Below are 13,765 nucleotides of genomic sequence, written 5' to 3'. Positions count from 1 at the left end.
AGAGGACGAATACAGCGCATCCTTAAAAGCAGGTGTACATGCTAAAACTGATGACCTTTAATTTCAATGTTAGGTTTACTCTGCCGGTTTCGCTAGTAAACTTATCCAGTGTCAATCAGGGCGCACGAGGGATGCCGTGGATAGTGTATTTACTTTGGGTATTTCATCATTATGGGATGAAGTGTGCCATATGCCGGTCGGTGGGGTATGGTGGCTCAACGTTGACCGTTATACCGATGCCGTCAGTCTGTTTAATCAGACGCTGGCCGCGCAGGCGAAAAACAGCAAGATCGCCGCGCTGGTAATGGGAGACAAACCTAATAATATCATTTCATTAGATAATGAAGGTGGCCCGGATAATATCGCGCTGTTCACCCTGCCGAATCGTCCGGAAGCCCTGGAAGAAATACATCGTGATTTAGTCTGCTCCCTCGAACCTGGCAATTACTTGTTTATTCTGCTATGCGCTGAAAATACCTGGCAAAATATAAATAAGGATAAGCTATGCGCCTGGGTGGAAAAGACCAGCCGCTGGGCGCAATATCACCGTTGCGCGTTCCTGGCGATCAATTCCGCCCAGGATATCGATCGACAGCTCACCCCATTATTACGCGAGTACCGTTCCCTTTCCGGCCTGGCAAGTATTCGTTACCAGGGCGACCGGCATCTCTTTGATATTGCCTGGTGGGGAAGCGACAAAGGCATCAGCGCTCAGCAGCAGCTGATGGTCCAACACGATGATGCCGGCTGGCGGCTGGCGCAGGAGACGGAAACCAGCGTTCAGCCACGTAGTGATGAGAAGGTGATCCTCAGCAATATGCGCGTGCTGGAAGGCGCCCCGCCGCTGTCGGAATACTGGACCCTGTTCGATACCAACGACGAGGTTTTCAACGCCGGGCGCACCGCACAAGCGGCCACGGTACTTTTCTCCATCACCCAGAATACGCAAATTGAACAGCTGGGCCGCTATATTCATACCCTGCGTCGCCAGCGCGGTACGGCGCTGAAAATTATTGTCCGTGAACAAACGCCCAGCCTGCGCGCGACGGATGAGCGGCTACTGCTTAGCAGCGGCGCCAGTCTGGTGATCCCCAGCAGCGCGTCGCTCTCCCGCTGTCTGACGTTGATCGAAAGCGTGCAGAACCAAAAATTCTCCCGCCATATTCCGGAGGATTTCGCCACGCTGTTGACCTGGAGCCAGCCGTTAAAGCTGCGCGGCTACCAGAAGTGGGATGCTTTCTGCGAGGCGGTACAGAACGTGATGGCCAATACCCTCCTGCCCGCCGACAGCAAAGGCGTGATGGTGGCCCTGCGCCCGGCGCCAGGGCTGCGCGTTGAGCAGGCGCTGACGTTATGCAAACCCAACCGGATGGGCGATATCATGACCATCGGCAATAACCGGCTGGTGCTGTTTTTGTCGTTTTGCCGGATTAATGACCTCGATACCGCGCTAAACCACATTTTCCCGCTGCCGACCGGCGATATTTTTTCTAACCGCATGGTGTGGTTTGAAGACAAGCAGATCCTCTCGGAAATCGTGATCATGCGCGGCGTCGAACCGGCGCGCTGGAACACGCCGCTGCCGCTGTCGGTGGGTAAAAACGAGACCATCAACGCCACCCACGATGGACGCCACTGGCGACGCTACCCCGAGCCGCACCGGTTAACCACCCGCGAGGAACAAGCCTGATGATGTCTATCGCCGATATTCTGCAACTGGTGGTGCTCTGCGCCCTGCTGTTTTTCCCGCTGGGTTACCTGACGCGCCATTACCAGCGCCGTATTCGCACGACGTTAAGATTGATGTTCTTTAAACCCCGTTACGTGAAACCGGCAGGCGTATTACGCCGGGGAGCCACGGTTAAGCAAGGCAAAGCGAACAAATGACAAACACTAAACCGACCGCGACACCGCTTCCGCTCTGGCAGTACTGGCGCGGCCTTGGCGGCTGGAATTTATATTTTCTGGTCAAATTTGCCCTGCTGTGGGCCGGGTATCTCAATTTCCACCCGATGCTGAACCTGGTGTTTCTCGCCTTTCTGCTGGTGCCGATCCCGCGCGAAAAGCTACACCGTATCCGCCACTGGATCGCTATTCCGCTCGGCTTCGCGCTGTTCTGGCACGATACCTGGCTGCCCGGTCCGGAGACGCTTCTTAGCCAGGGTTCGCAAATCGCCGGCTTCAGCGCCAGCTATATCTGGGATCTGATCGTCCGGTTTATTAACTGGAGCATGGTCGGCGCCTTCTTTGTTTTACTGGTCCTGTGGCTGTTTATCAGTCAGTGGCTGCGCGTCACCGTGTTTGTCTCCGCGATGGTCGTCTGGCTGGCGGTCAGCCCGCTGCTGCCAGCCTTTACCCTATGGCCCGCCGGTCAGCCCACCACGGCCGCCGCCACGACCGCGCTGGCCAATACCGGGGCCAACGCCGCCGCTGGCACCGCGACCAGCCCCGCCAGCAGCGATATTCCACCGCAGACCGAGCCGCCGACGTCAGCCAATCTCACCAACTGGCTGAACGGTTTCTATGCCGCCGAGCAGAAACGCAAAACGCCGTTCCCGGACCAGCTGCCGGCGGATGCCCAGCCGTTTGACCTGCTGGTGATCAATATCTGCTCGCTCTCCTGGTCGGATATTGAAGCCGCCGGTCTGATGGACCATCCGCTGTGGAAGCATTTCGATATTGTCTTCAAAAACTTTAACTCCGCGACCTCCTACAGCGGCCCGGCGGCGGTGCGCCTGCTGCGCGCCAGCTGCGGCCAGCTGTCGCATACCAACCTGTATCAGCCGTCCGGCGCCGATTGCTACCTGTTTGAAAACCTGGCGAAACTCGGCTTCAACCAGCAGCTGATGCTCGGCCATAACGGTCTGTTCGGCGACTTCCTGAAAGAACTGCGTTCGCTGGGCGGCATGCAGAGCCCGCTGATGGACCAGACCGGATTGCCGGTCAGCCTGCAGGCGTTTGACGGCTCCCCGGTGTATGAGGATCTGGCGGTCCTCAACCGCTGGCTGAAGACCGAAGAGGCCAGCAGCAATCCGCGGAGCGCCACCTTCTATAACACCCTGCCGCTGCATGACGGCAACCACTTCCCGGGACAAAGCAAAACCGCAGACTACAAAGTGCGGGCGCAGAAGCTGTTTGATGACCTGGATAACTTCTTCACCGAGCTGGAGAAATCGGGGCGGAAAGTGATGGTGGTGGTGGTGCCGGAACACGGCGGCGCGCTGAAGGGCGATAAGATGCAGGTCTCTGGCCTGCGGGATATCCCGAGCCCGTCGATCACGAACGTCCCGACGGCGGTAAAATTCTTCGGCATGAAAGCGCCGCATGAAGGGGCGCCGATTATCATCGATCAGCCCAGCAGTTACCTGGCGGTGTCGGAGCTGGTGGTGCGTGCCCTCGACGGCAAAATGTTCAGCGAGGACAGCGTCAACTGGCAGCAGTATGTCGCAAACCTGCCGCAGAGCGCAGCGGTGTCCGAAAACGCCAACGCCATCGTCATCCAGTATCAGGGCAAGCCTTATGTCCAGCTGAATGGCGGTAGCTGGGTGCCTTATCCGCAATAAGCGACAAGGCCGCCCAAACTGGCGGCCTTACATCGTGAGACGTTCCCATTCTCCCTTCCCCACCCGCATGCCTACGGGCGGGGAAGGCGGCAAATCAATCACCGTCTCTAACGCTGATCCTGTTTCGCCAGCCAGACCAACTGCTTGAGGCTGGCAGAGTAATAATCATCCTTGTCGTCAATCTGCGGCGCCTCCTGCGGTTCACCCAGCGTCAGATCGCGCACCGCCAGCAGGCCGCCGGCCATATACCAGGGTGCCACCTCGTTGGTGCTGACGTTGATCCACGCCGGGGTTTGCAGGCGCGGGTAACTCTGCATCCAGGCCTTCCACGGCGCGAGCAAAGCGCTTTGCGGATCGGCCCATGAGAGATACAGCGGGATACGAATCGCATCGAAACTCATCCGCGGCGGCCACTCTTTGGCTGGCAGCATCTTGCCATCTGCCCGCAGCGCCACCCAGTCGCTGGGCAGGTGTGATTTCCCCCACCCCATCTGCCCCAACAGCGCCTGTCCGTCGGTCTGCAATGTCCGCCAGGCGGTCAGATGCGTCCGCTCCGCGAAGGCGCGCCAGGCCGGGAAGATGAAATAGGAGGGATTAAGGTTCAGATGGTCGTTGAGATTGAACCCTTTCACGCCCGGGAGCATCACCTGACGACCGGCGAAGGTCACCACCGTATATTTCAGCAGGGAGGCGGTGATGGCATCCGAGGCAATCGCGTAGCGCTTGTCCTGCCACTGCTTTTGCGCACGCAACAGCGCCCAGGCGATGAGAGTATCACCATCAGAGGCGTTGTTTTTATCGGCGATAGGGTCCGGCGCCACCGGGTTATAACGCCAGTAAAACAGCCCGTTAGACTTATCGCGCAGGGTGCTGTCCGTCCACTGCCACAGCTTGTCGAACGCCGGGCGATCGTTATTCGCCACCGCCAGGAGCATGGCAAAGCCCTGACCTTCCGTATGCGACACATTGCCATTGGCGGTATCAATGATACGGCCGTCCGGCATCATAAAACGGGCCTTATAGCGCTCCCAGGCCGTATCCGCCCACGCCCGGGGCACCAGCATCACTGCCGTTGTCACTATCACCGCCACTAAAGCACGCAGGGGCATACATTCACTCATTATGGATGGTAGTAAAGAAACTGAACGTCAGAGACAGAGAACACCCGCTCACGTTGTAAAACGACATGAGCACTGCCTCCCTGACTCTGCAGCCAGCGAGAATATAACCCCTCCAGTATGGCACAGAACGCGTTGCACCAGCGCACGCGTCCCGCGTCGTCCCGGCTGACCGGCAACGCCTGATGGCGCAGGCGCAGGCCATCCTCACCGACATCAATCGTCACCACGCCCCAGTGGAAATGGGTCAGCAGCCGGTTGATATTCGCCTCCAGCTCTCCCACCGTCTCCGACGCCGGCAGCGGATGGGTCTCCGCCAGCGAGGCGCCCATCTGACGCAGGAAGGGCTGGCTTTCCAGCTCGCCGGCATTATTTAACATACCTTCGACCATAATAACCAACAGATCGAACCATCCGGCAGGCGTCTGCTGCTGCTGGAACCAGGTCGTGACCACCGGGTTATTGTTCTCCGTCATCATCAATGATCTCCCAACATATAGCGGATATAGAGCCCGGCGGTGCTTTCGTTATAATCCCCGAAGGTGTCATAGCCAATCTGGCCCCCCAGCGTCATCTGTTTGTTAACCTTGTAGTCCGCCCCGGCGCGCAGGGTATAGCCGATGCCGCTCTTCGAGGTCGCGGAATAGTAGGCTTCCTTGGCAAACCCATTGCTCACCGCCGTCTCCAGGGTCTGCTGCCACTCCGAATTGGTCGGGAAATAGGCGCTCTTATCCTGACTGTAAGACTGGTACCCCACCGAGCCGCCAAGCTTCATGGTCCAGTTATCATATTTCTCCGTCAGACTGACCGGCAGCGACACGCTGACATAGTTTTGCGGGCTAAAGTAGCCCCCCTGACCATAGGTGAAGTAGCTGAGGTTCTTGGAATAATCCATATAGCTCATGCTCAACCCGGTCTGTAACTGGCGATATTCGTCATGATAGGGCCGCAGATAGACCCCGGCATTGGCGTTAATGCTGGTGTTGCTGGCGACGTTCTGCCCCAGGTAGCTGTATCCGCCACCGCCGACATAGAAGCCCGCGTCGCCGTCGTCATAGCTCAGCTGCAGGGTGCCGCCGTTTTTCGTCACCTGCCCCCAGGTTTTACCGGAATAAGTGTCCTTCAGACCAACGTAAGAAAGCAGGCTGTCGGTCAGTGAGCGGCGTTCGCCGGTCAGGATCAGCGACAGGTAGTTGCTCAGCTTAGGCGACCATTTCACCCCACCGACAACGGTATTGAGATCCTGGCCCAGCGGCGTGCTGCCAATATCGACGCGATAATCGTCACCGCTTAACGCCAGCGCCAGCTCGACGCCGTTAGCCTTCTGCGAATCGGTTGAGCCGCTGGTCTGGTCAACGTTCGGCTTAAGGCTGGAAGAGGCCAGATAGCTGGCGACCTGTCCCGAATCATAGCTCCCGAGCTTCGCCAGGTTTTCCATCCCGCTGCTGGTGGTCGGATTGAAATCTGCCGCATTCAGGGTGCCCAGGCCGCTTAAGGCTTCGGCCCCCGGATTGCTGGCAAAATAGGCCGTCCGCTCCGCCTCGGTCATCGAGGCGATCGCCGCCTGCTCGCTGGTGGCGGTACTCACCATATTGGAGACCGCGTTAGCCAACGGGTTGGCGCCGTACCGACGCCAGGCGTCGCCGCTGGCGGTTCCGGCGTTCAACGACACCGGGGTGACGGTAAAATCAAAGCGCGAATCGCCAAATGGCGAAGAAGACCAGGTCAGCGGCGTCCGGAGCTCCGTCAGCTTGCTGGTCCCCGATTCGCCGTCGCGCCCGCGCACGTCCATACCGCCCTGCAGCCAGCTGCCGGTTTTCTCCTGCAGCGACTCCATCATGGTGTCCACCTGGCGCAGCATCCGCGTCTCGGCGGTATCGACCGGCAGATCGGGGCGCTGGATCCCCGGCAGCGTGGAACCGGGCGCGGCGGCCGACTGGGCGACCTGCCACGGCATATACTGCCCGTAGGCGGAGGCCGTTCGCGTCGGCGCCGACGTTTGCGACACGCCGATGAAGGGGTTATCCGCTGCCAGCACCCCGCCGACGGTTGGCGTTTCGCTGCTGTTGGTGCTTTGCATACCCAGCAGTTTGCCGCGGGCGCTACGCAGGTAGGTCATCGCCTGCTGATGATGGCCCTGCGCCTCTGCGACTCTCGCCAGCAGCAGTAAGCGATCCGGGGAGTTATCCTGGCGCAAACCGCCGGCCAGCTGTTCGGCACGATCGTTGTTCCCCGCCGACAGCGCCACGTCGATGGCCCCGGCGCGCGCGTCCTGGTTCGGCGTATCGCGCGTCATCAGGTAGTCATAGACCACCCCGGCCTCTTTGTTCATTTTGCCGCTCTGGTACAACCGCGCCATCGCGAACATCAGATCGGTATTCTGCGGATCGCTCTGCATGGCGCGGATCAGCTTGTCATACGCCGCAGCGTAATTGCCCTGCTCGCGCAGGCGATCGGCTTCGTTGATCACATAGCCATTGCGAATACTCGCCAGCTGCGTCGGCGTACTGCTGGCCTGCAGCTGCGGATTGCTGAGCAGGTTCTGCGCCTCGCCGGTCAGCCCGGCCTGGTTCAGCACCGCAATCTGATCGGCGTAATCACCGGCGTTGCCAGACACGCCGCTGCTGATATTGTTGCGCACCAGCGAGACCGCGGTGGTCAGATCGCCGCTTTCGGCCAGCAGCCGCGCCAGCTTGCCGGCGTCCGCCGGGGCTTTCGGCGGCGTGGAGGCCATCGCCCGCAGGGTATTGCTGGCGGCAGTGCGGTTGCCCTGCGCCAGATAGTTTTCGGCGGTCACCAGCTGCAGGTTGTAGTTCACCCGCTGGCGTAAATCGCGCATGTCGCTGGTCTGGCTGCCGCCGGGAATGCGCGCCAGCAGCGTCTGCGCCTGCTGCCAGGCGCCATTTTCACTGGCAAACAGCGCAGCGGCATACAGCGCATTGTTGCTGGCGCCCGGGCGATAGGCCGCCGACATCAGCGAAGAGGCCTCGCTACCGTTACCCGATTTTTGCAACAGCCGGGCCAGATCGAGGCGCAGCCAGGGATCGTCCGGATAGCGGGCGACGCCTTCGCGCAGAGTGGCAATCGCGCCGCCTGGATTACCGCTGCTGACCTGCGCCTGGGCCTGACGGCGCACGGCATCGCCCGGCATACCGGCCACCACCCGCGGCTGCAGTTTTTGCTGCAGGCTCTGCGGGAGCGTCTGCAGCATCGCCTGCGCCTCGGCGGATTTATTCTGCTCGCGCAGCACGTAATAGAGGTTTTCCCGCCCCGCCGCGTTCTGCGGATCGTCGCTTAACAACGAGCGCAGCGTTTGCTCCGCCTGGGGCAAATCTTTGTTATGCCGCAGTACATCAGCGCGGAACAGCTTCGCCGAGGCGCCCCGCGCCCCGCTCTGCTGCGCCAGCGGCGCGGAGAGCGCCAGCGCCTGGCTGATATTGCCCTGCTTATAGGCCTGCTGAGCCTGCGCCAGCTGGCCGTAGAACAGCGCATCGGCCGCTTGCTGACGACGGGTCGCCGAGGCGTCGCCGCCGAGATCCGCCGCCCGGCTCAGATACTGCGACGCGGCCTGGTAGTCGCCGCTGCGCTGCGCGATATAGCCCATGCCCGCCAGCGCATCGGCATCCTGCGGGTTGGTCTGCAGCACCTCTTCAAATTGCTGCTTCGCGGCGGCGGTATTGCCGCTGTTCAGATTGGCGTAGCCCTGGCCGCGCGCCTGACCGCTGCGCCGTTCGCGAAAGTAATTCTGAACTTCGCTATCCTGCGGATGCCGCTGCATCCAGGTATCGTAATACTGCTCATCCCCGGCCTGCGGGCCCAGCCAGAGCAGCGCCTGACGCAAGCCGCTGTCCGCCTCTTTATTGCCGCTGGCCATCGGCTCCAGCAGGGCGATCCCTTCCCGGCGGGTCTCTTCCCGCCAGGTTAAGGCTTTGCCCAGCGCCACCCGCGGGGCGTTCTCCTGCGGATGCTGGGCCACGTACTGGCGCAGTTCGCTGATGGCCTGCGGATAAAGCGATTTGTCGCTGGCCATGGTCAGGTAATATTCCGCCGCCAGCCCGGCAGGCGGCGTATTGCCATTAAACATGCTGCGCCAGGTCGCCAGCGCCCCGGGGATATTGCCGCCGCGCGCCTGCTGGCGGGCCAGGCTGAGCTGCCCCTGCGGCACCTGCGACATCTTTTTAGCGTTGTCTAAATCCTGCAGCCCCGGGCTGTCCGGCGCCGCTTTCGCCAGCCGGGCGCGCCACTGCGCCGCCGCCTGCATATCGCCACCCTGCTGCGACCAGAGCGCCATCAGATACAGCGCCTGGGTGTTATTGGCATCGACCGAAAGCACCTTCTGCAGGGACTCCATCGCCAGTTCGTCATGGGATTTCTCATGCCAGTAGTTGGCCTGGGCGAACAGCGCCTGCAGCGCCGCGTCGTTACCTGCCGCCAGCGCGCCGCCAGAAGCACCGAGAGTCAACGCGCCGGTGAGGCAGAACGTCGTGAGCCGGCGGGAGGTTTTCATCGTTATTGTTATCTTTCTTTTCATTAGTTATCCCCCGAACCCAGACGCTTACGGGCATGACGTTTAAACATCGCGGTCAGCGCCAGTCCCATTATCGAGGTGGCAATCAGCCCCAGCACCGCCAGGAAACCGGAATGCTGGCTGGCATACCAGACAGCCATCATGTACCACGGCATCTGACCGCTGGGGAACGGCGTGCTGACCTGGAAGCTGCGCACCCCGTTATCACTGGTGATCACCGCGGTATCGCCACGGATCCCGGCGTTGATACGCGGCGAGTCCAGATCGGTCTTCAATCGCGCCAGCTGGTCATCATTGCTGGCCATCGCCACCACCACCAGGCGAGTCGCGTTCCACGGCGAACGATAGCTGATGAACCCGCGCCAGGCGCTACTGGACGAGAAGTAGCGATCGGCATCGAGGCTGGCCGAGGTCCAGTCGCCGGTTAGCCGACGCTGCACTTTTTGCCACAGGTCAGGCTCGCGGACGCTCAGCGTGTTATCCACCGGACGATACGGTGAATCAGCCAGCAGGCTCTGGTTAAAGGCCTGCTGATCGAGAGCGGTGACTGCCAGCACGTCACGTTCGCGCAGCGACTGCAGATCCGCGCCGCCGGTCGGCATCCCGAGCACGACGCGGTTATTCGCCAGCGCCGTGCCGGTCGCATTTCCGGAGCGCGCCGCCAGATTCAGCAGGGTGGCCACCTGGGTCTCAGACGGGTCCGCCGGCAGCATAAGCGTCGTTTGCGAATAGTCCGCCAGTCGCGAGAAAGGGAATGAGGCGCCAACGAAATAGGAGAGGTTTGGCAGCAGCGAGAAGTGTCGCGTTTTGCTCAAATCAATCCAGGAATCGTCAGTGATCCGGCTCTTGATATTGTTATTCAGCAGTACCGAGCACGGAACATCATCCTTCGGCACCACATTGAAGTACATCGACAGCTGGTTATCGCCGTAGATCAGATAGGGCGCCAGCGGGATGGTAAAGCGCTCCTGGCGCGCATCGCCCCCGAGGTGGCGCCAGACTTTCTCCAGCGGCCCCTGCTTGTTCATCGCCAGGTTATTGAGGAAGGTACCGTTGAGCGTGACGCTCAGCAGGGACTTGTCCTCATTAATCCAGCTTTCCGACGGGAAGCGGTAGCCAACCTGTAGCGGGATCGTCTCGCCATCCCAGAGATAGAGGTCGGGCGCGGCGCGAAAGGCGATACGTAAAGGCTCATGCCAGACGCCGCTGACGGTCGGGCTTTGATCCTTACGCAACAGTTCGCTGAGCTTGACCGGACGATCGGTGGGGATCCAGCGCGGCGCATCGTACGCTTTACCAACCGGGATGGTCTGCGGTTCGACATCCAGCGTCGCGGTTTGCGGCGCGAAGTTGCTGCGGGTCAACCGCCAGGCGGCCATGCGCAGCGCGGTATCGTTTTTACCAACAATCAGCAGCAGTTTGTAGGCCGGATTGGCGGGGTTGGCGATGATGCGCAGCAGCGGTTTATCGGTTTCCGGCAGCGTCATGCCGCCCACCTGCTCGCCCGGATGGCCAATCACAATACCATGGCGTTCCGGCAGGCGATCGCGCAGGGCGCTGAAGGCGATGCCGCGATAGTCCGCCTGGATACCCAGCCATGAAGAGACCAGCGCCGCGGCGCTGAAGACGTCAGCTGAGGGCTTCGCCCCATAGGCGACCGCGATGTCCGCCGGGGTCATCTGCATGCTGTCAAAGAAGGGGCGTGGGAAGTGGCTCAGGTCGTCGCTGATGTTCAGTTGCTGGCTTTCCCAGCTGAAATGCGACGTGGGCAGCACCGTCACCCGCGACGAATCATGGATGTCACGCTGGCACTGCAGGGTATCGCCATCGTTGATCTTCACGCTCAGGTTATTGCTGGAGACCATCAGCGCGGGCGGAATATCCAGCTGATAATGGGAGACATCCTCGCCATCAGCACCCAGCGGCAGGGTGCCGAGGGGCTGACCGTTGAGCATCAGCTGCAGGGTGGCGTTGCGGCTCGCCATTTCCGGCGATACGCGGACGGCAAGGCTGAGCTGGGAATGGATCACCACCTGGTCGGAAGGCAGCGTAAAGCTAACGCCCCCCTGCCGCTGGCCGCCGCTGAGGATAATGCCATCCGGCATCCCCATTTGCGCCAGATTCAGATCGCCTCCCCAAACCGGGGCGACGGGGATGACATCGGGCGCAACCGTGTCGCTCACCGGCGGGGTTACTGCGGGCATCTCAGGCACAGGCGTTGTCAACGCCGCATCGCCTGCGGGGGCGGGCGCTACCGCTGGCGTGGCCTCTTCCGGAGCGGCCGCCGGAGGTTCGTCACCGGGCTCATTGTCCGCCGCGCCGTTGAGCTGCGGAAAACTCAGCGGGGCTGAAGCGCCAGTAGCCGGCTCTTCACTGTGCAGCGCAGGCGCAGAGAACATCCCTGCCAGCAGCGCCAGCGTCGTTAATCGCTTCATAACGTCCCATCCTCCTGCGCCGTTTTCGCCACAGCCGTCCGGCTGCGCTGGCTGCGACGGGTTTTCCACGTCAACCAGAACAGTTCGAACACGCAGCGCAAAATGGTGAAGAAGGAGCGGAACGGGTTATCCTGCGGGCGCGGCGGATTAATCCAGGCATCCGCGCGGGCCAGCACCACCCGCACCAGTTCACGGCGGCGCGAGAGAGGAATATCTTCATCAAACTTGAGGCGCAGGAAGCGCTCGTCTGAGGTGACCAGCTGAGCCGGAATGGAGATAGCCCCGGACTGCAGGATCAGCTCAATCTCTTCGATATCATCCTCCAGATGGCGCATATCCGGCGCGGCCACGCGGCAGCCGCCCATCGACAGGTCCGCGGTATGGCTGCGGGAAACGATACCGCTGGCGTAATGGATCACCACCGGAATGTCGACATCGATACGAATGGTTTTTCGCACCTGCCGCGTTTCGCGCGCTACGGCAATCGCCGCCAGCAGGAAGATCAGGCTGTAGATCCCCCACCCGACGTTGAGGGCGATAACATTGGGATCCGAGCCAAAGTAGTCATGGCCTATCGCCCGGACGATGCCGACCACCACCCCCAGGGCCAGCAGGCAGGCCACCACCAGGTGCGGCCGCACCACGGTGAAATCGAAGTAGCCGACGTCAAGCAGCCCACCCTTATCGGTAACGTTGAATTTGCCGCGTTTGGGGAAAATCATCGTCACCAGTGTCGGCAGCACCAGGTGGAAGGCCAGCACAATATCGTAGATCTCCCCCCAGAAGCTGTAGCGATAGCGGCCGTTCATTCGCGAACCAACGTAAATAGCGAGGAACAGATGCGGCAGGGCATAGGAGACAATCAGGCTCGCTGAAGAGTAAATAATATTGAGGTTAAACAGCAGATAAGCCAGCGGGGCGGTGACAAACACCACCCTCGGGAGCGCGAACTGGTAGTAGAGCATGGCGCTCAGGTAGCACAAGCGCTGCTGGAAGGTCAGGCCGCGACCAAACAGGGGATTATCGACGCGAAAGATCTGCGTCATCCCGCGCGCCCAGCGGGTTCGCTGGATGACGTGCACCACCAGACGTTCGGTGGCGAGACCAGCCGCCAGCGGAATATCGAGAAAGGCCGACTTCCATCCCAGACGCTGAAACTTCAGCGCCGTATGGGCATCTTCGGTCACCGTTTCGACAGCGAAACCGCCGATCTGCGCCAGCGCCTCGCGGCGGATCACCGCGCAGGAGCCGCAGAAAAAGGTGGCGTTCCAGTTGTCGTTCCCCTGCTGAATCGGGCCATAGAACAACATCCCTTCGTTCGGGATGTTGCGCCCGACGGAGAGGTTACGTTCAAACGGGTCCGGGGAATAGAAATAGTGCGGCGTCTGCACCAGAGCCAGCATCGGATCTTTCAGGAAACCGCCGACGGTGGCCTGCAGGAAGACGCGCGTGGCGACGTGGTCGCAATCGAAAACGCAGATAAGCTCCCCGTGGGTCAGGGTCAGCGCATGGTTAAGGTTCCCCGCTTTGGCGTGCTTGTTGTCGTTACGGGTGATATAGCCCACGCCGACGTCGGCGGCGAACACGGCAAACTCACTGCGTTTGCCATCATCCAGAAGATAGATCTTCATTTTATCTTTTGGATAATCAATGCATTGTGCCGCCAGGACGGTATCGCGCACCACCTCTAACGGTTCGTTATAGCTCGGGATATAGATATCGACCGTCGGCCACTTACTCATATCATCCGGCAGTGGAACAATGCCGCGCTTCAGCGGCCAGACCGTCTGCAGGTAGTTAAGCAGCAGCATCACCCAGATATAAACTTCCGCCAGAAAGAGTCCCATCCCGAGAATGGCTTCAATGGATGAGTTGAAGTGCAGGGTCTGCGTGAGGCGAAAATACATGTAACGCGTGGACATCAGCAGCGACGTGACGACCATAATGACCGATACGCTGCGGCGCTTGCTGAAGCCCATCAGAAAGAGAATACCGATACTTAGCAGACCAAAAATATACTGCTTTTGGCTGTCCATCGGCGTGATCACCACCAGCACGGCGACGGGAGACAGCACCAGCGCCAGCAACCAAAAAAGAGATTTTTTCATTCAGCAGCCCTGC

The 13,765-nt window shown here is 60.5% G+C and carries 8 protein-coding genes; 3 read left to right on the top strand and 5 right to left on the bottom strand.

Going from position 1 to position 13,765, the window contains the following annotated elements; translation table 11 throughout:
- Positions 1-136 precede the first annotated feature (136 nt).
- From bcsE to bcsG, 3 genes are read left to right on the top strand one after another with little or no spacing between them, the layout of a single operon-like run.
- Positions 137-1,690 (top strand): cellulose biosynthesis protein BcsE, encoded by a 1,554-nt coding sequence (gene bcsE / locus AS136_RS08855; RefSeq protein ID WP_023323371.1) that lies wholly within the window; start codon positions 137-139, stop codon positions 1,688-1,690.
- Positions 1,690-1,887 carry a cellulose biosynthesis protein BcsF gene (gene bcsF, locus AS136_RS08850; protein ID WP_008806912.1) on the top strand — a complete coding sequence of 66 codons (198 nt, stop codon included), beginning with the start codon at positions 1,690-1,692 and terminating at the stop codon, positions 1,885-1,887. The genes bcsE and bcsF overlap by 1 nt, the downstream gene beginning before the upstream one ends.
- Positions 1,884-3,563, top strand: coding sequence for a cellulose biosynthesis protein BcsG (gene bcsG / locus AS136_RS08845; RefSeq protein ID WP_023323372.1), 1,680 nt, complete (start codon positions 1,884-1,886; stop codon positions 3,561-3,563). The genes bcsF and bcsG overlap by 4 nt, the downstream gene beginning before the upstream one ends.
- A 107-nt stretch (positions 3,564-3,670) precedes the next feature.
- Here the strand turns inward: bcsG and AS136_RS08840 are convergent, their stop codons facing one another.
- Genes AS136_RS08840 through bcsA form a run of 5 tightly spaced genes read right to left on the bottom strand, consistent with a single transcriptional unit; the run spans position 3,671 to position 13,752 of the window.
- Positions 3,671-4,672, bottom strand: a complete 1,002-nt coding sequence (locus AS136_RS08840; RefSeq protein WP_012967086.1) for a glycosyl hydrolase family 8 — start codon at positions 4,670-4,672, stop codon at positions 3,671-3,673.
- An 11-nt stretch (positions 4,673-4,683) separates the two neighbouring features.
- Positions 4,684-5,160: a cellulose biosynthesis protein BcsD gene (bcsD, locus tag AS136_RS08835; protein ID WP_008806909.1), complete on the bottom strand. Its 477-nt coding sequence runs from the start codon at positions 5,158-5,160 to the stop codon at positions 4,684-4,686.
- Positions 5,160-9,212 (bottom strand): cellulose biosynthesis protein BcsC, encoded by a 4,053-nt coding sequence (locus tag AS136_RS08830; RefSeq protein ID WP_023323373.1) that lies wholly within the window; start codon positions 9,210-9,212, stop codon positions 5,160-5,162. Before AS136_RS08830 ends, bcsD begins: the two co-directional genes overlap by 1 nt.
- Positions 9,212-11,644, bottom strand: a complete 2,433-nt coding sequence (gene bcsB, locus AS136_RS08825; protein ID WP_023323374.1) for a cellulose biosynthesis cyclic di-GMP-binding regulatory protein BcsB — start codon at positions 11,642-11,644, stop codon at positions 9,212-9,214. The genes AS136_RS08830 and bcsB overlap by 1 nt, the downstream gene beginning before the upstream one ends.
- The gene (gene bcsA / locus AS136_RS08820; RefSeq protein WP_008806906.1) at positions 11,641-13,752 is read right to left on the bottom strand and encodes a UDP-forming cellulose synthase catalytic subunit; all 2,112 of its coding nucleotides are present in this window, start codon (positions 13,750-13,752) and stop codon (positions 11,641-11,643) included. The genes bcsB and bcsA overlap by 4 nt, the downstream gene beginning before the upstream one ends.
- Between the last annotated feature and the right edge of the window lie 13 nt (positions 13,753-13,765).

The sequence above is a fragment of the Klebsiella sp. D5A genome (assembly GCF_001620885.1).
GTDB classification, from domain to species: domain Bacteria; phylum Pseudomonadota; class Gammaproteobacteria; order Enterobacterales; family Enterobacteriaceae; genus Klebsiella; species Klebsiella variicola.
Note: the sequence above shows the minus strand (reverse complement) of the source record. Positions and strands in the feature narration are given on the sequence as shown.

Bases quoted from the DNA above. Each gene is read 5' to 3' on its own strand.
- bcsF (WP_008806912.1), top strand. From the start codon at position 1,690: ATGATGTCTATCGCCGATATTCTGCAACTGGTGGTGCTCTGCGCCCTG.
- bcsG (WP_023323372.1), top strand. From the start codon at position 1,884: ATGACAAACACTAAACCGACCGCGACACCGCTTCCGCTCTGGCAGTAC.
- AS136_RS08840 (WP_012967086.1), bottom strand. From the start codon at position 4,672: ATGCCCCTGCGTGCTTTAGTGGCGGTGATAGTGACAACGGCAGTGATG.
- bcsD (WP_008806909.1), bottom strand. From the start codon at position 5,160: ATGATGACGGAGAACAATAACCCGGTGGTCACGACCTGGTTCCAGCAG.
- AS136_RS08830 (WP_023323373.1), bottom strand. From the start codon at position 9,212: ATGAAAAGAAAGATAACAATAACGATGAAAACCTCCCGCCGGCTCACG.
- bcsB (WP_023323374.1), bottom strand. From the start codon at position 11,644: ATGAAGCGATTAACGACGCTGGCGCTGCTGGCAGGGATGTTCTCTGCG.
- bcsA (WP_008806906.1), bottom strand. From the start codon at position 13,752: ATGAAAAAATCTCTTTTTTGGTTGCTGGCGCTGGTGCTGTCTCCCGTC.